This is a genomic window from Pontibacter qinzhouensis (genome assembly GCF_008017455.1).
GTDB classification, from domain to species: domain Bacteria; phylum Bacteroidota; class Bacteroidia; order Cytophagales; family Hymenobacteraceae; genus Pontibacter; species Pontibacter qinzhouensis.
This window is the reverse complement of sequence record NZ_VRTY01000021.1, coordinates 56,781-75,709: the sequence shown is the minus strand read 5'-3', so window position 1 is coordinate 75,709 and position 18,929 is coordinate 56,781. Positions and strand designations below refer to the sequence as shown.

The following is an 18,929-nucleotide window of genomic DNA, read 5'->3' as shown; positions in this document are numbered from 1 at the left end:
TTGTTTCGGGTTAAAAGCAGGCTGTTCGGGCACAACTGAAAAGCAGCAGAATTTAAGCTGCACCAACTTAAAAATTAGAAATTAAAAATCAAGAATGACTGGCAAGTACAATTCTTTCATTCAAAACCGAGAATCTTGTTTCTTGAACTATTGTTGCTGACCTGCAATAAAAACAAACAATCCTGATTTCTAATTTTGAATTTCTAATTTCTAATTAGAAGGAGCACTAGTCGCCGAAGTACTCTACGTAGTTGCGAGGTGTTTCGTATAGTTTGAGGCTGTGCAATTTGGCTTCTGATATTTCGGAGATGCGCGGGGCCAGAATCTTCCAGAATTCCATAATCAGGTTTTCGGTGCTGGCCAGTTTGTCTTCCATAAAGGCCACATCAAGGTTCAGGTTTTTATGGTCGACCTTGTCTATAATATGCTTCCGGATGAGGGTACTCAGTTTTTTCAGGTCTATCACAAAACCAGTATCGGGGTCAGGTTCGCCTTTTACGGTCACGATCAGCTCATAATTATGTCCGTGCCAGTTGGCATTGGCACACGGCCCGAACACCTCCTTATTCTTCGCCAACGACCAGTTCGGGTTGTGCAGCTTGTGGGCTGCGTTAAAATGCTCTAATCTGCTTACGTAAATCATCTAACTGCTAAACTTGTAATTTTTTCTTGACAACAAATATACAAAGAAAGGAACACCAAAGAACGAAGTAATAATTCCAATCGGAAGACCGACCGGCGGATACAGCAACCGGGACAGCAAATCGCAGAGCAGCATAAAAAATCCGCCTACAAAAGCGCAGAACCACAGGTTTGCCTTACCCGATGCACCCATCAGCGCCCGCGTTACGTGCGGCACAATAAGCCCCACAAACCCGATTGAACCTGAAGTCGCCACCGCAAAACCGGTAATTATAGAAACTGTAACCAGGATGAGCCAGCGTGTTTGCGCCACCTGCACACCAAGCGCCTGTGCCCTGTCTGCCCCGAGCAGCAAAATATTCAGCTGTTTCTGCAGAAAGGCAAACAGCAGCAAACCCAGCAGAAGCGCAAGCGAAGGGTACATCAGTGTAGTCCAGCCTGCCCGTTCAAAACTTCCCATCGACCAGAAAACCACTGATTTCAGCTTGCTCTCAGAATCTGACAAGAAGGTGAGCAACGAAACAAAAGCCATGGCCAGCGAGCTAAGTGCCACCCCTGCCAGAATGAGCTGTGTGGGTATCAGCTGCCCTTTGCGATAGCCCAGCAGAATAACCAGCAGCGTACTACCCAACGCGCCGAGCAAAGCAAAGAGAGAAGGCATATAGAAACCAAGTATTGTAATGGGTACAAAGCCCGAGAAAACAATTACAGCTCCCAAAGAGGCTCCTGAGGCTGTTCCCAACAGATAAGGGTCTGCCAACCCGTTGTTTACCATGGCCTGCATCAGGTAACCACAAAATGCCAGCGAAGCTCCTACTACCAAAGCCAGCACAAGTCGTGGCAGGCGCAAATGTAGAATCGAAAAATGGGTGAGGTTATCTGGGTCGTACCGCAGAAAGGTATCTGCCAGCAGGCTTATATCTGTTTCAAAAGAACCTACCAGCAACCCAAGTAGCAACACGAGCAGCATGAGCAACAAGGCGAGTACCACATATCCGGTTTTACTCATGGATAAAGAAAGCCTTCCAGTTCACGAATCGATTCCACTACCCGTGGCGAGGCTCTTCCCATTAGGTCCTGCGTTGGACCATACATCCGTTTCTGTTGGTAGGCATTAATTTTACGAAGTTCAGGGTATATACTAAAAAAGCCTTTCTCCATCTCTTCCGGCTTGCCACCCAATAGTACATCCGGGTTCGCTTTCAGAATATACTCTCTCGACTGCGCTCCAAAAGATTCTTCTACGGCATTGGCTGCTCCCAAAATGCGGAGTTTATCGGTTATAACGGTGCTGTGGCCATACACATAAATTGGGTCGTAGCCCGCAATAGCCAGTACGCGTGGGGTTGTTGCCTGCTCTTTATGGCGCACCTCAATCTGCGCGACCTCCCGCCGCAGCGAATCGGCTAGCTGTTTTGCCTGCTGCTCCCGCCCTACAATTTCACCAATCGTTTCCAGTCCTTTAAATATGTCTTCTACCGTTCTGAATTTCAGGTAATACACCAGCACTCCCAGCTCTTTTAACCGCTCTGCCGTTTCAAGTGGCGTTATGCCTTCTACTGTAAAAACAAGGTCGGGCCTCAACAACAGCACTTGTTCATAATCTACGGGATAATTGTTTACTACCGGCTTTTTATAAACACCCTCTGGGAAATCGCAGTTTGGAGTGCGTGCTACAATGGTAGCAGTATCGCAAACAGCAAACAGCATTTCTGTCATGGAGGCAGCCAGGGCCAAAACGCGTTTGGGTTGCTTTGGTAAGTGTAACTCGCGACCTAAGCCATCCTGCAGTAGTATCTCTTCCTTCTGCTGGGTAGAAGTTTGTTCTCTACCACAAGAAACCAGAAGCTGCAGCAGCAGGAAACACAACAAAAAACCGGATTGTTTAGCTGATTTTTGCAAAGATTCAAGAATATCGTGTTCGGCTGTACACCTGTTCGGGCGGCAGCTCCGTTTAATTTTGTAAATTTATCGCAATTTACATCACAGCCTTTAAAACTGAACTATGATTGTTGTAACTGGTGCCGCTGGCTTTATCGGGAGCTGCCTCGTAAGCAGGCTCAATGCCGCTAATTTTAATGATATTGTGGTGGTAGATAATTTTTCTGCCGTAAAAAAAGAGAATAACCTGAAAGGGAAAAAGATAATAGAGTTTGTAGACCGCGAAGGCTTTTTCGATTGGCTCGATGCTAATTACGAAGGCGTGGAATTTATTTTTCACCTGGGAGCCCGCACCGATACCATGGAGGTGAGTAAGGCTATTTTTGACCTTCTGAACCTGAACTACTCCAAAAAAGTGTGGAACGCCTGCTGCGAGTACCAGATTCCGCTGGTCTATGCCTCCTCTGCCGCCACCTACGGCTCCGGCACCCTGGGCTACGACGACGATGAAAATATTACTTCGCTGCTGCAGCCGCTCAACCCCTATGGCGAGTCTAAAAACGATTTCGACAAGTGGGCGCTGGAGCAAACGGCAAAGCCTTTTTTCTGGGCAGGTCTGAAGTTCTTTAACGTGTATGGCCCCAACGAGTACCACAAAGGCCGTATGGCATCGGTTATTTTCCATGCCTTTAACCAGATAAAGGAGAAGGGCAGCCTTACCCTCTTCCGCTCCCACAACCCCGACTATGCCGATGGCGAACAGATGCGCGACTTTGTGTATGTGAAGGATGTGGTAGATGTATGTTACTTTCTGATGCACCACCGCAAGAACTCCGGCCTCTATAACCTTGGTTCCGGCAAAGCCCGAACCTTTATGGCCCTTGCCCTCAGCACCTTCAATGCCTTGGGTGTTACTCCCGACATCAACTTTATGGACACACCCGAGACCATCCGCGACACCTACCAATACTTCACCGAAGCCAACATGAAAAAGCTGCGTTCTATCGGTTACGATAAACCTTTCTACACACTGGAGGAAGGCGTGCGGGATTATGTGCAGGGGTACCTAGTGGATAATAAGTATATGTAAGGAAGAATTTCTGTATTCATATAAAAAGCGCCAGTCTGCTACCATTATGCAGGCTGGCGCTTTTGCTTGGCCGATTATACATTATTTTAATGCAAGTTATGCGGTAGCAGAGCATGTTCTGTCTCTCCTGCACCACCTCCCGCATGTCATCTTGAAAAGATCTTGTGGGCGAGAGCCATCAGCAATAGCTACTTGTATAGTAGTCAAAGTTCGCATAGCCATCTTTACTAGGTGTAGTTTATAACTACACCTAACATATTAAACGTACTGCATTTATTCTACTAAACCGAGAACAGCAATAGCCTGATATGTAGGTGTAGTTACAAACAACACCTAGAGAAGGAAACGATACCTAGTACAGGTAAAAACTGACATCATGTACAACCACAAGTTACGGCTGCGCCTAAACTTGCGGTATTGTCAGTCCGAATTAAAAGTCATGCGTCTTATTACACTGTGTCTTGTGTCTTTATTACTTCATATACCGCAGCCTCTGCCCCTCCGAATGGGCATTAAACTCTGGAGCATACATGCTCTGCACACTGCTGATGCCTGTTGAGAACTCTCCGGCGTGCGCCACCCGCAGCCGGTATTCAAACACGAAATTGCCTTTTGGCAGGCGGCTCAGGAAAAAGTTGGTAGCAACGTCTTTGGTCGTTTGGTAGTAATACAAACCGTCCTGCTGCCTATACTCTGAGAGCACATCCAGCGGCTCTGTACCTGCAGGCCTCATGTCTTTCAGGTGCACGTATTCGAACTCCCGGTCAGCAGCCAGGTATACCACCACTTTCAGCACATCGCCTACTTTTGGCATATGCGTCGCGTCTACGGCTGTTAATACTTTTCCGGCATCTGTACTCTTCTCTATGAAATATTGTCGCCTGAGTTTGAGGTTCGTGTCGGAGGATGTGATTTTATCGAGCTGCTCCAGGTACTGCCAGTGCAGGGCTCCCCAACTCATGGTGCTGTTGCCCTTTACGTCTACTTTTCCCATGGCTGGTTTTACTTCTTCTGCCGCCCAACTAACTTTTACATATCCTGTGCCTGCCTCTTCTGTTAAACCAGGTTTGAGCCTGGCTAAAGGCTGAATGGCTAAGCTGATTTCCGGGACAGCCGTTGGAGCCAGCCAGTTATTTCCTTGCAGCAGCAGGGCGTAGCAAGCAGCAGCAGTGGCTTTGGTGGTACGCCAGTTGTTCGTACGCTTGTGCTGCAGCAGCCACACCTTCATTTCCTCCACCACTGTTGTCTCTACACCTGCCTCTGTAAACAGCTCCATCAGCAGCACCTGCGTTTCGATGGGTGCCTGGTGCCAGAAGTAGCCGACTTTGTTCTGATGCCAGTACATGCCCATTTCCTCGGAGCGGGTAACGGTTTCGAGCAGCGATTTAATGATTTGTTGCGCCACCTGCGGTTGCCCGAAACGCTGCATGGTCAGGCCAATGAGACCTTGCTCATAAATGTTACGGAACTTCCACTCCGTAGCTGCCAGTTGCTGGTACTCCTTCCAGAGTGGCTGCATCTTGGCCGATGGTGGTAGGCTGGCAAAGTAACTGCGGGCGTACCAAGCATGGATCTGCACCGGGTTCAGTTGCACTTTTGGTTTCGGTGTCTTCAGTTTCTGCTTCCTTCGCTCATCTTCCAGCAATTGCTGCTCCACGTACCCCAAGGTTTTGGTGGTGATAGTGGTCACTGTTTCATTATTTTTTGGCAGCATCTGTAACTGCTGCAGCTGCCCGATACCGGCCAGAATATGCTGGGTGATAAAACGATCCGGATAAATACCTTGTAACCACGGAAAACTGCCATCCTGCAATTGCATGCTCGCCAGTTTTTCCAGGTTTACCTGCAGCTCACGCTGCATCTTGTTCAGGTCGAAGAGTAAGGCAATTCGTTGCTTCTGCTCCTTTTCGCTGGTAGCATTGCGGAGCCAGGGTGTTTCCTCCAGCAGCACCGCCTTCAGTTCCGGGTTCTTCTCCAGGTTCGAGAGTAGCGCCTCGCTTCCTTCCTGCTGCCACTGCGCAAATACTTTTTGAACAACCGGCTGCTGCTGCACAATATGCGAGGCAAGGCTGTTGGCAAAGTAGCGGCTAAACACCTGTTCGGCACAATCGTAGGGGAACTCCATGAGGTAAGGCAGCGCCTGCACCGCGTACCAGGCCGGGTTGGGCGTGTACTCCAGCGTAAGCGACTTGTGCTGCAACGTGCTGCTGTTGGTGTTCATTAGTTTATCAAACGAAAAAGTTTTTTGCTCCCCTGGCCGCACCAGCAGCGGCATCGATTCGGTAACGAGCATTGCGTTGGGCAGTACTGGCAGCGTATTTTCCTCGCCATCGCTGAAGCGGCTGGTTTCGGCCATTATGCGGTATGTGATCGCTTCCAGGCCAGCTGGAATGGCTATGGTAAAGGTAACGGCTTGGTTTGTTTCGGGAGCTAACGTAAAACCCTGCTGTGCTTCTTCTGATTTTACCAAAAGCGATATAGGCTGCATGTTCAGAGCATTAAATAACTGTAACTGCACCGTACCCTGCTGCTCCAGTTTTGTGAGGTTGGTGAGGCGGGCGGTTACGGTAATGCTGTCGCCTTCGCGGAAAAAGCGTGGCATGTGGGCATTTACCATCAGCTGCTTCTGCGTGACCACTTCCTGCTCCAGGTAGCCCAGCTTCAGGTCCTGTGTGTGCGCCAGCCCTTTGAATTTCCAACGCGTTAAGGCATCGGGCACCGTGAACTCCAGCAGAATTTCGCCTTTCTTATCTGTTCTTAAATGCGGAAAAAAGAAAGCTGTTTCCTGGAAGTTGCGCCGTATGGCAGGTGCCGGAGAAGCTGATGCACCACTTTCTTCAGCAGGAGGAGGAGTGGCTGCTACGCCTGCTATTTGCCCTGCTAAAGCTTCTACCATAGCCTCATCTGCTACATGAGAACCATATATGGAGGCGGTTCCCCGCACCTGAATCGTAGTAGCTGATGAAGTCAAACTTTGCTTTTCCTGAATTCCATACCCCGCCACCACTTCCTGCAGGCTATTTTGGTCAGGCACCAGTTTCACTTCTACAGTACCAGCTTTTACAACGGATATTTCCTGCACCTCAAAGCCAACGAATGAAAATCGCAGCACTCCTCCTGCCGGCACTTTAAATTTAAAATAGCCACGGGAATTGCTGGTGGTGCTGATCTGGGTTCCTTTGAGTTGAATAGCTGCACCTGGCAAAGCGGCTCCATCCTGCTGGCTCACCACTCTGCCGCTCACTTCGTAGCCATTTTTTATTAAAGTGGCATTCTTTTTATATTCTTCCTCCAGTTGCTTATCGTGTGCTACTGCTTTTTGCCGCTCCTCCACCTGCCGTAAGTACTGCCGGTAGCCGGAGTTGTAGCCGCCATAGTAGTTGTAGCCAAACAGGTTCAGGTGCTCGTACTGCCGTTGGCTGAGGCCAAAGGAGGTGTAACGGTACTGCAGAGGTTGCGTGTGGCGGCTATTCACAAAGTTGTTACTGCTCCAGTTGAAATACTCGGGTCGGTAATCGGAGTCTTTTTCAAAGCTATCCAGCCAGTTCTGGTCGGGCATAAACATGTTGAGCGAGGCATCATACAAGGTAGCCACCATTTCAGCCATGGCTCTTTTGTTGTTGGCGCTGCTGATCTGCAGCTTCCATTGCTCCTTGTCGCCGGGCTGCAATATGTTCCGGAGGGTGGTGAACTTTACCTGCAGCTGCTCTTCGCTGGCCTGTACAAACAATTCATGGCTGGCATGGTAGCTCCTGTTGTCCTGCACCAGCAGGAACTGCACGCGCTGCGCCCCGCCTTTCACATACTTTATCGGGATCTCCTGCTTCACCTGGTGCTCCTTCGTCTTCAGCCACTCCGACTGTACTTTTTCAGGACCTTCGTACACCTCCATCAAAATACGGCCGGGGGTGCCGCTTCCCACCAGGAACTCGGCCTTTTCGCCAGCCATACCAGCAATTTTCAGCGGTGTTACCCAACCACTAATTTTAACAGGCTTGTTCTTTTTCTCTTTCACGAAGGTGAAAAAGTGATTTGAGGAAACAGTGTCGCCCTGCGAATTGCTTCCCTGCAACCGTACCAGGTACATACCCGGCTGCTGGTTCTTTGGCAGTTCCAAGGTCAATTCTGTAAGTTTGTCAGGGTTTGTGCTAATAGTCTGCTCGTGTATTTTCTCCTGCCTTGGCCATTTGTGCCATTCATCTGCCCCCGGGTACGGGTAGCTCGGGAAATGGCGGCTGTACTCCTGCTCCGTTAACAGCGGCTGATCCGGGGCAGACCAAAGGCGGTTTTTATGAACCTGCTCCGGCTGCTGCAGTTTATACAAACTTACCTGCACCGTTCCGGGTTGCAGCTGTTCGTTCAGGTTGGTGAGGCCGACGGTGCCTTTTAATGGCCCATTTGTAAAGAGCTGCTGCGGTAAATCGGCCACCAACAAAACAGGTTTGTTACCTGCCTTTATCTCGGTGGTGGCTTGGCGGGTTTCACCAGTCGCATCGGTGGCATAGGCCTGAAGCTCGTACACAAATACCTGCCCCTCTTTCTGCTCCACATCATCGGCAGAGGCTTTAAACATTATCTCGAAAGAGCCGCTGGTGTTGGTGGTGAGTGTGCCCGTTTGTATGATGACAGGTTGTTGCCTCGGAAACGACCTATATCCGAAATCGCGGTATAGCCAGGGATTAAACTGGCGGCGGGTAATGGTGTAGTTTACCTGCGCCTGCGATAAGCCGTAACCCGAATATGCCATTACCTCGCCTTTAACCGTTACAGAATCGTTGAGCCTTGGATTTTCTTTGTAAGCCTGGAAGGTGATTTCGAACGAAGGCCGTTTGTACTCCTCTACCTGCACCGTCAGCTCTCCATCGTCTGTTTCAAGAGTGAAGGCTCCCGGCAGAACAGTTTGCGGAAGAACAAAGGAGCCGCTGAAGGTACCGAACTCGTTTGTTGTCAGCTCCAGCTCGCCTATGGTTTTGTCATTGCTGTCCGATAGTTCCACCTCTATCTCTGCTCCTGTAACCAGGCTGCTTTTGCCGTTCAGCGTTTTCAGTTGCAGCCCCTTAAAGTAGATGGTTTGACCAGGGCGGTAGATTTGCCTATCGGTAAACAGAACAGTTTTCTCCTCTCCTTCCTCCTCTTTTTCCTGGCGTAAAGTGTTGCCCCACAAGCTCTGGTCAGCATCGGTATAGATATCTGTTCCGGACTTTAACCGGATCCTGAAATTATAAATTTGCTCCTTTTTGCTGAAGACGACCTTTCCATGTTTATCAGTGGTCAGCGTTGCCAGGTTTACATACTCGGGCTCTTGGGAGTTAGCGTTGCGCCAGCTCAGGTAGTCGGCTCTTATCTCTACACCAGCCAGTGGCTCGCCTGTATCGCGGTGCAGCACCCGCAGCTCCACCTGTCCATCGGGGTTCAGGCGCTGCACGTAAGCCAGCTGCGTTACCTGGAAGGTACCGAGCTGGAACAGCGACGTGTCTGTTGTCTGCGGCTCCTGTAGCAGCAGGGCATAGTGGCCTGTAGCCAGCGGGTTGAGCATGAACTCGGTGCGGTGCTGCCGGTAATCGTCGGTGCCACTGAGGCTGAAGCGGAGGTTTTGGGCTGGCACCTGCTGCGTCAGAAAGGCCAGCAACTCTTTGCCCGGAGCGCCGGTGTGGCCGATGCGAAATTGGGTTACCTGGTTCGTTAGCAGCTTCTGCAGCTGCGCCAGTTGCGCTTCTGTTAGTTTATAAAGTGTGGCATCTGCATGTGTTATGTTTCGGTAACTAACAGAAGCCAACACTGCTTTACCAGGCGCTACAGCATGTTCAAACTCAGCCGACAAGGTTTTCTGTGTAATCTCCTTTATAGAGTTGGCAGCATTCCGGCCACCCAGGCTTTCAGGGAAAGCGCTTTGAGCTTTTCTGAAGTAGCCGATAGCCACCATTAGACTATCGCGTTGCTGGTAGTATTTGCCCAGTTGCACCAGCGCATCGGCACTGATGGGTTTGGCGGCAAAGGTTTGGGCCAGTTGCTGCAGACTCTCCACATAGAGAACATCCTTGTTGGGCAGCACTGCCTTCCGGAAAAGCAGGTCAAGCCGCTGCAGGTCCAGGTCGGCCAGCGCCTCCTGATTGTTCTGCTGTAAGTGGAACTGCGTGCCCTGTTGGAGCAGCTGCAGGCCCTGGTACAGAATAGAAGCCGTGTCGGAGGTCTGGATAGCGAGGTTGGCGAAAGTGCGGCTGTCGCTGAAAAGGGCGGGGTTGTTAAGCGTAAACGGTTCTTTCGGTTTTAAAAGGGAAGCCTCGTCTGTCAGGAAAAAGTCTAAGGCGCGGTGCAGCAGCAGGTCGTAGAGGGTAGGCCGCAGGTAGCGGGTTGAGGAATCGCCTTCCAGCACTCCCTCCAGCACATCTACCTTCGTGTTTTGCAGCTGCTTTTGCTCCTGCAGCGCCAGGTGGTGCTGCCTGGCTACTTCCTGCACCAGCGTATGCAGGTCCCAGTTCGTAAAGTTGGCATCGGGCGTTTCCAGTTTGCTGCGCTCGCTGATGCGGTAGCGGTTCTGCTGGTAATAACGCCAGTACATATCGGCTAGCAGCGACTGCAGCACCGGCTTCACCGGAAAAGCAGCAGCAGCCACATCTGTCTTCAGCTGGGCCACGATCTTCTCCAGTGCCTCCTCCTCCAGGTACGACATAAACGTGATGCGGTAAATGGTGGCCCGCACCTGCTGCGGCACGTTTTTTTGCCTGCGGGCCAGCTGATCCAGCTTCTCCACTTCTGCCAGCGCCGATTTTGGCAAGCCCTCGTTCGCCAACGAATCTATTTTGAATGTAAGGCGGTCGAAGTTACTTTTTTGTTGAGCTGCAGCCATATGTACCAAGGTTAAGAGTATCAGCAGGAAGATGTGCTTCAGGTGGAACTGCCGGAGTAGATGCATCAGCTAGATATATATTTTAACGTTAAAGATAGAGGAAATTCAATATGTGTACTGGCGAATGTTCACTTTATCGCTTTTAGAGTAGTTAGCAATCTAAGGATGCAGCAGGAACGGAAAATGCATAAAGGTTGGCAACATTTCATGGAATAAAAATATAGAGGGCTCCTATTCCTGACTCATTGTATTAAATTCAGCAGCGCGAGAAATAAATTGGGGCAAAATCTGTACATTAGAACCTATGTTAAAGCTCCTGTTGCTGCCCCTGTTCTTCCTGTTATGGACCTGTAGCTTCGCCCAGACCACCTCTTACCGGAACCTGGTGTTTGAGGGTGCCGGCATCAGAGGCGTGGCGTATACTGGTTTTATTTCGGAGTTTGAAAAGGCGGGGCTGCTGGAGCAGGTAGAAAAGGTTGGTGGTACGTCGGCGGGTGCAATTGTTTCGTTAACGTTGGCGCTGGGTTACAATGCCGATGAAATTACCGGCATCATCTACGACACAAAGTTTCAACAGTTCAACGATGGGCAGTACATCTTCTTTGGCGGCATCAGCAGGGTTAAGAAACGCTACGGTTGGTACAAAGGCGATAAATTCCTGCAGTGGCTCGAGAAGATTATAGCAGCCAAAACCGGAAATGCAGATATTACCTTTCAGGAACTGCACGACCGCGGGTTTAAGGAGCTGTATGTGACCGGCACCAGCCTGAACAGGCAAAAGATGCTCGTGTTTTCACGGGAAACGTACCCCGACATGAAGATTAAAGATGCCGTACGCATTTCTATGTCGGTGCCGCTGTACTTTGAGGCAGTGGTAATAGACAGTGCAGGAAAGGTAATAAACAAACCCAAAGACCTGGCGGGTTACGACATGGTGGTAGACGGTGGCATTATTGGCAACTTCCCTATTCAGCTGTTCGACAGTGTAGCAACAGGTGCAGGAAATACCCGCATCATCAATTCACATACGCTCGGCATCCGCATCGATTCTGATCTGCAGTTGGAATACGACAAAACTACCCACGAAATAGCTCCTTATCCCATTACGAACCTGAAGGACTATATGGGCGCATTTTATGCATTGGTAATAGAAAACCTGAACCGCCACCAACTCACCGAAGCAGACTGGGAACGGACCGTATCCATCTCATCGGCAGGCATCGGCCCAAAGGTAAAGCGGCTCTCGAAAGGGCAGAAAGATGCGCTTATCAGCAGTGGCAGGCAAAGTGCTCTAGCTTTTTTAAACATACTTCCTGATAAATAATAGTACTCTACTCGCTCAGGAAACATGTGCCTGTGAATCATATTTAGTACGTACAAGGAAGGCTTGTCGAGTAAATAAACCTGTTTGCGTGTTGTTTCTAAATTATTCGAATGAAATCAGCCTCCAGAAGATTTTGCATCAGAATTTTGCCAAGGGTTTACCCGACAGGTTTTAGCTGCATGTACTTGGCTAAAAATACTTCCTGGAGTAATGTTACCGACATGATTCGCAATCATCCCAATTCTTCTAATAAAAATGCCCTTCCAAAGCTATTTTAGGCTTTTTCTTCCAAGGGTCTCCGTCAGCTTATCCGCGACATTTAGAAGCGTTGGAAGATTTTGTTCTGATGCGACAAAATAATTGCATAATTTTCTGGTGTGCTTACAACCATTAGCACAGGTTTGGGGTCATGTGAGTAGACAAGAAAAAAGTGTAACCCTCTAATGCTTTGCATATGAAAAATAAAGCTTTACTCCTATCGCAACAGCTCCTGGCTATGTTGCTGTTGCTGCCGGCCCTGTTGCTGAGTTCCTGTACCGATGAGGTGGAAACCACCATTACCTATACCGTGCAGGAGCCGGTACTGATGCTGCGCGCCGACCTGAAACAGGCTGTGAAAGTAAGTACGCCCCGTGGACTACAAACCCCCGGCAAAATCTATGTAAAAGGAAATTACCTGTTTATAAACGAAGTAGACAAAGGCATACACATCATCAACAATGCCAATCCTGCATCGCCCCAGTTTATCAGCTTTGTAGAAATTCCGGGTAGTGTGGATATGGCCGTTAAAGGAAACATCTTGTATGCCGATAGCTACATAGACCTGGTGGCCCTTGATATCAGCAACCCACTGGATGTAAAACTGGTAAAGCGGGTAGAAAATATTTTCCCGAATTATGGTATGCTTGTGCACGACACAGCTAGAATCTTTATTGCCAGGTACGAGGAAAAAACTATTACCGAATCGGTGGAGAGCTATAATAGCCGGATCCACAGGAACCCGTGGATGTTTACGCAGATGGATGTCGGCAATCGCTTTATGGAGTTTTCATCGGCCGGAAGTGTTGCTGGTGGGGCTGGCAAAGGTGGCTCTATGGCGCGTTTCACTATTACGGGCAACCACCTTTACGCCATAAGCCTCTCGCATATGCAGGTGTTTGATGTGAGCAATGCCGCTGAGCCGCAACCCGGCAACAAAATAAACCTGGGCTGGGGTATCGAAACCATTTTCCCGTACAACGACAAGCTCTTTATAGGTTCTACAACGGGCATGCACATTTACGACAACAGCAACCCGACTTCGCCGCAGCACCTCTCCACCTACGCCCACGTTAACAGCTGCGACCCGGTGGTAGTGGAGGGAAATCTGGCATGGGTTACGTTGCGTTCCGGCACCGCCTGTGCCGGCTTTACAAACCAGCTCGATGTAATTGATGTAAGCAATGCCCGCAGCCCAAAATTACTCAAAACGTACCCCATGCAGAACCCTCACGGCCTGGGCATAGACCAATCTACGCTCTTCCTCTGCGAAGGTCAGTTTGGCCTGAAAGTATTTGACATCAAAAACCACCTCAAAGTAAGCGAAAGCCTGCTGGCGCACTTTAAAGAACACGATGCTTACGATGTAATTCCGCTAGGCACCAGCCTGCTCATGATCGGTAAAGATGGGCTTTACCAATACGACTACCGCAACGTAAGCCAGATAAAACTCCTGAGTAAAATTCCTATCGCCAGCAAAACCATTTAAATGAAACATTTTTCGGCCCTGCTTCTTCTGCTTTTTTCAATACTTATCTTTTCTTCTTCAGCGGCGCAGGCACAACCGTGTGCTCCCGCTGAAGAAGCTTTGCCAACCAGTACCGGCTACTTGGGTTCGGTGGAAATGGGCTTTTTGTATGGAAAAATAACCAACCCATTCAATAACCCACCAACTTATATGGCGTCGCCCAGCGTACAAATTTTTAACGGCTACCGGGCGCACCGCCTGTTTGCTATTGGCGGCACCGTAGGTTTCGATTTTTACGATAACATTCTGATTACCCCGATTGCCCTTGGCCTGAGAGGCGAACTACTTAAAACCAGTGTTAGCCCTTTTTACAGCCTGGATGCCGGTTACGGAGCTTCGTTTTTAAGTGGCAGGCGCTCCGGCGAGCGACCTGACGGTGGCTGGATGCTGAACCCGGCTCTGGGCCTGCGTGTACAAACTGGCAACAATACAGCCTACCTGTTCAGCATGGGGTACAAACAACAGCGCGTAGATACCGAATCGATGACGGGCTGGGGCGTGCGGGTAAACGAACGCATTACCTACAAACGCCTTTCGCTGCGCCTTGGCTTTATGTTCTAACTTTGCTTTGGGCCGGTTTAAATTATTCTAATGAAAATGCCCTTCCAACGCCTTTTTCAGGAAATAGGGTCAAGGGTTAGTCAACACACATTTCTATGTATGCAGCCATAACAGACTATAAAAATAATTGGGCAGTCGTTTTACTGTTGTTCCTGCCGCTGTTCTCCTGTGAGAGAGCCGACATAGCACCTGAACAACCGTATGCCCCGACTGATGTACTCCTGAAGACAAAAGGTGCTGTTACAATACAGGATGTGTTTAACTTTATAAATACATGGGACCATGAGGTCAGCTTTATGTACGGTGAAGTGTATACATCGGCACTGCCTCCTGATAGTTTAGACGCTGTGCTTGCCGCTATTAACGCAAAAACCTACACCAGCAACGAAACATGGTCGGTTTCAGGCTATGTTCATGCTCCAACAGCCACCATTACGCTTCTTCCTAAGTTCTTCGATATGCATAACCGGGACCACCAGACAGACTGGCTGGCAACAATCGGCCATCTAAAGCTGGAAGAACAGGGTAATGGGTATGTCCTTTATGTTCATGTGCCGGCAGGAGAAGAAAAAGAATGGGTAAATACATACAAACAACATGCTGCCGTAGAATGGGCAGAACTGAATTATATCGGCGGTATCGATAATCGGTAAATTCGGCAGAGTGGTAGCCCCATTATGAAAAGGTTCTAAGCTCTTTTACTCCTGCTTTTCGTTTCAAGCAAATTATTCTAATCAAAAAGCTCTTCAAAAGCTTTTCTATGGTTTTTATGCCAAGGCTTATGCTGGTCTTGTGGCTGCTTCAAAACTTTTTTTGTTTATCAGCCACACCCCCTCCTTTCTAAAATTCTCAAAACTTTTCCTCCTCATTACAAATTCTATATTTCTGCTGTTTCTCTGGCATGCGTTTCTACAAAAGTTGTAATTATCATTTACAAGTCCTTTTGTTAGCCTACTCAATCTTTAAAATATACAGGTTACGGCAGGATAGTCCAGAGGGTTGAACCTGCTTAATTCACATCTAGAGAAAAGTTTTCTGAGCCCTAATAATCGAAAACTGAAAGATTACATGCTGTAATTCGTCATGGCTTCAGGTTGCCTTTTAATCAACTAAACAAAGATGCTCCTTGACCCTGTTATTAACACACAGGGAGATTGCCGTCGGTTTACCACTGACGGCCTTGCTAGCTTACTTACCACCTTACCAACACATTACATATTCCTGCAGAAGAACCACCGAGGTTTCGAGGTGGCAGAACGGTGGAGTTAATACCCAATAACAGGACTTTATAGCGCAGATTAAAGAAGCCCGCAATACAACTTAATAGTAAGCATTTAAGCGGTCTAGACTAAATAAATTGTTAAAAATTTAACTAATGTTAGTTCATATCTAAAACACAACTTCACTAATTAATTACAATATACAAGAAAACAAATCTGGCTCCACTCCCGCTTTTGCAACAAAATAAATGCATAACAACTATCTGACTACTCACTGCTTAGCTGTTGCCACATTTCCTGAAGCACTTGCTATGCTCCCCGCGAATTTTAACCTCTTTTTATTTGCTAAAAACTTAACTCAAAACCAAGAACATGAGAAAACCTTATTATTATGGTAAGTATGTATTTTGGGCTATACCCTTGCTGGGTATCACATCCAATTATGCAAAAGCTGACATGAAACAGCCTGTTTCGTTAGCTGCTATCACGATGGCGGCAGATGCTGCCCCTGCAGCTGCCACTGCCCTTTATAAGTCTGCAGCAGCAGTAGATGTAACTGTAACTGGCCGTGTGGTAGATAATTCTGGCGAAGGACTTCCGGGCGTAAGTGTAATGGTAAAAGGAACCATTAACGGTACCAACACCGACACAGATGGCCGTTTCAGCCTGACTGCCCCGGACGGAAACGCCACGCTGGTATTTTCCTTTATAGGCTTTGTAACGCAGGAGGTAGCGCTTAACAACCGGGCAACCCTTAACATTACACTGGCTTCCGACTCTAAGGTACTCGATGAGGTGGTAGTGGTGGGGTATGGCACTCAGAAGAAAAGCGATGTAACGGGCGCTATAGTTAATGTAAGCGAAGAGGAAATCAGGTCGCGGCCTGTTTCCGATGCCTTAGAAGCCATGCAAGGCAAAGCGGCTGGTGTGGATATTACTACGAACGAACGTCCTGGCGAAATTGGCCAGATCAATATTCGAGGTGTACGCTCTTTGTCGGCCAGTAATTCGCCTCTTTATGTGGTAGATGGCATTCCGTTGATGTCTTCTTCGGGCATCGAAACCCTGAACCCGCTGGACATTGAGTCGATAGATGTGCTGAAAGATGCCTCTGCAACAGCCATTTACGGCTCAAGGGGGGCTAATGGTGTTGTAATTATTACCACCAAAAGAGGTAAAGCAGGTAAAACTACTCTCAGTTACTCCGGTTCCACGACGGTTGAAAACATTCAGGACCGCACCCAAATGATGGATGCTGATGAGTATTTAACCTGGAGACGGTGGGCCTACTACTACTCTGACCCGGCCCGTTACCCAAGAGGAGACCAGCCTACGCAACAAAACGATTTCAGTATTTTTCTGGGAGCTAACGACCCGGCTGCCTGGAACAACATTATGCGCGGCTGGGCCTCCGGCACCTGGGATGGCTCGCAGGTGCAAACCACCAAGTGGGAAGACATGGTGACGCAGACGGCCGTAACCCAGATTCATAACTTAAGCGCCAGTGGCGGAAGTGATAAAGTAAGAGCTTTCGGTTCTTTTGGTTACATGGATAACCAGGGAACGATGAAGGGGCAGTACTTTAAGCGTTATTCCTCTAAAATAAGCGTTGATTTAATTCCATACGACTGGTTCGAAATGGGTGCCAGCATTAACGCTTCCTACAGCATTCAGCAGTACGGCCAATCCCATACAGGCGGACACACTTCTGGTCCGGGTAGTATTTATGCTGCTGCCAGAAACAACTTTTCGTATGCCGTTCCTTTCGATGCAGAAGGTAACAGAATTACATTTCCGGGTGGAGACGATGGCGTGAAAACAGCGGTAAATGAGTGGCAGTACACCGATAACGAGCGTAAGATGCTCCGCACCATAGGCAGCTTATATGCCCAGGTGAACATTTTGCCGGGTCTGCGGTACCGCGTAAACTTCGGCCCCGACTTCAGAAGTTATACCAATGGTGTCTTTATAGATGAAATGTCGGTAAACCGCCTGGGTTCCCCGAACTATGCGTCTTTAGAAAACCAAAGCGACTTCTCCTGGACACTCGACAACCTCCTGTTTTACGACAAGGCTGTTGGCAAACACACCATAGGCGCTACCTTGCTGCAAACTACTTCTAACTGGAACCAAAACTCCTCTTATATGCGGGCCATCGGTATTCCGCTACCCAGCCAGAAATGGAATGCCTTGAACACCGAAAACGTAACCAGCCTGAACGCCTGGGACTCTGACCTGACAGAGCGCCAGCTGATGTCGTACATGGGCCGCTTAAACTACGGTTTCGCAGACAAATACCTGTTTACAGTTTCCGGCCGTTGGGATGGAGCCTCGCAGCTGGCCGAAGGCCATAAATGGGCGTTTTTCCCTTCGGCAGCATTGGCCTGGCGCCTCGACCAGGAAGATTGGATGAAGGGAATCAGATTGGTAGACCAATTGAAAGTTCGGCTTGGTGTAGGCACAACAGGTAGCTCAGCCATAGAACCCTATCAGACACAGGGAGGTGTTGTATCCTTGTTCTACCCCTACGGAAGCAGTGCTATTGCTGGTTATGTGCCATCAGAGTACCTGATTGGTGGCGGAAACTTACCTTTGGCTAACCCGGCACTTGGTTGGGAAAAAACGACTCAGTATAACCTGGGCATCGACTTTTCCTTGTTTAACAGCCGTATCTCAGGTGTGGTTGATGTCTATACTTCCCGAACTTCTGACCTGCTGATGCAAATGTCTATTCCGGCCTTAACCGGTTACACCACCACTTATGCGAACGTCGGCGCAACCAAGAACAGAGGTATCGACGTGACCTTGAACACGTTGAATGTGCAGACCGGAAGATTTGCCTGGGAAACCAGCCTGAACGCCTCCTGGCAGAAAGACGAAATTGTTTCGCTGGCAAATGGTAAAGCAGACGATATTTTAAACAACTGGTTTATCGGTGAATCTATCGGCACTATTTATGGCTACGCATCTAATGGTTTATGGCGTGAAGGAGATGAAGAAGAAATGGCGCGGTTCAACGCAAATGGGCACAACTTCCAAATTGGTATGGCACGCCCTGTTGATCAAGACAACGACTACACCATTAACCCGAATAATGATCGTGTGATTATAGGCAACACCCGCCCCCGCTGGACAGCAGGTTTAACCAACAACTTCACGCTCGGAAACTTCGACCTTGCTGTGTTCGTGTATGGCCGCCTAGGCTACACCTTTAATACAGATGGCGAATGGCAGGGAGGCCGCTATGTGCAGCGCAGCATCGATTATTATAATGAAAACAACAAAGATGCTGAGTACCAAAAGCCTATCTATAACGTAGCTGGCGGCGACCCTTACTATAATACGCTGGGCTACAAAAACGGCTCATTCGTGAAGATCCGCAACATTAACCTGGGCTATGCTTTGCCAAAATCAGTAACCGACAAAATGAAGATCGAGAACCTGAAAATATATGTGCAAGCCAGAAACCCAGGCATGATTTACTCTAAAATAGATTGGCTCGATATGGACACTGGCTTGTCTACCTGGAACCGTGGCTATGTGGTAGGACTTAACGTTGGCTTCTAAGGTTGATCAAT

General features: G+C 48.7%; 10 protein-coding genes. 6 read left to right on the top strand and 4 right to left on the bottom strand.

Annotation, left to right across the window (positions count from 1 at the left end; translation table 11 throughout):
* Positions 1-226: 226 nt before the first annotated feature.
* The 3 genes from FVR03_RS07515 to FVR03_RS07505 are packed head-to-tail and all read right to left on the bottom strand — an operon-like array spanning position 227 to position 2,544.
* Positions 227-643 (bottom strand): 6-pyruvoyl trahydropterin synthase family protein, encoded by a 417-nt coding sequence (locus tag FVR03_RS07515; RefSeq protein WP_147921123.1) that lies wholly within the window; start codon positions 641-643, stop codon positions 227-229.
* Complete coding sequence (locus tag FVR03_RS07510) at positions 644-1,651, bottom strand: FecCD family ABC transporter permease (RefSeq protein ID WP_147921122.1); 1,008 nt, start codon at positions 1,649-1,651, stop codon at positions 644-646.
* Positions 1,648-2,544, bottom strand: a complete 897-nt coding sequence (locus FVR03_RS07505; RefSeq protein ID WP_187270082.1) for an ABC transporter substrate-binding protein — start codon at positions 2,542-2,544, stop codon at positions 1,648-1,650. Before FVR03_RS07505 ends, FVR03_RS07510 begins: the two co-directional genes overlap by 4 nt.
* A gap of 103 nt (positions 2,545-2,647) precedes the next feature.
* Here FVR03_RS07505 and rfaD point away from each other — a divergent pair, with 103 nt between their 5' ends.
* Positions 2,648-3,613, top strand: a complete 966-nt coding sequence (gene rfaD / locus FVR03_RS07500; RefSeq protein WP_147921121.1) for an ADP-glyceromanno-heptose 6-epimerase — start codon at positions 2,648-2,650, stop codon at positions 3,611-3,613.
* A gap of 472 nt (positions 3,614-4,085) precedes the next feature.
* Here rfaD and FVR03_RS07495 read toward each other — a convergent pair whose 3' ends face one another.
* Entirely contained in the window at positions 4,086-10,526 is a 6,441-nt protein-coding gene (locus FVR03_RS07495; RefSeq protein WP_187270081.1) for an alpha-2-macroglobulin family protein, read from the bottom strand.
* Positions 10,527-10,764: 238 nt separating this feature from the next.
* Here FVR03_RS07495 and FVR03_RS07490 point away from each other — a divergent pair, with 238 nt between their 5' ends.
* From FVR03_RS07490 to FVR03_RS07470, 5 genes are all read left to right on the top strand, one after another.
* Positions 10,765-11,784: a patatin-like phospholipase family protein gene (locus FVR03_RS07490; protein WP_147921119.1), complete on the top strand. Its 1,020-nt coding sequence runs from the start codon at positions 10,765-10,767 to the stop codon at positions 11,782-11,784.
* Between the two features lie 454 nt (positions 11,785-12,238).
* Entirely contained in the window at positions 12,239-13,531 is a 1,293-nt protein-coding gene (locus FVR03_RS07485) for an LVIVD repeat-containing protein (protein ID WP_255474116.1), read from the top strand.
* Positions 13,532-14,131, top strand: a complete 600-nt coding sequence (locus tag FVR03_RS07480) for a hypothetical protein (RefSeq protein ID WP_147921118.1) — start codon at positions 13,532-13,534, stop codon at positions 14,129-14,131.
* 95 nt (positions 14,132-14,226) lie between these two features.
* Positions 14,227-14,784 (top strand): hypothetical protein, encoded by a 558-nt coding sequence (locus tag FVR03_RS07475; protein ID WP_147921117.1) that lies wholly within the window; start codon positions 14,227-14,229, stop codon positions 14,782-14,784.
* A 939-nt stretch (positions 14,785-15,723) separates the two neighbouring features.
* Positions 15,724-18,918, top strand: a complete 3,195-nt coding sequence (locus FVR03_RS07470; RefSeq protein ID WP_222707191.1) for a SusC/RagA family TonB-linked outer membrane protein — start codon at positions 15,724-15,726, stop codon at positions 18,916-18,918.
* Positions 18,919-18,929 lie beyond the last annotated feature (11 nt).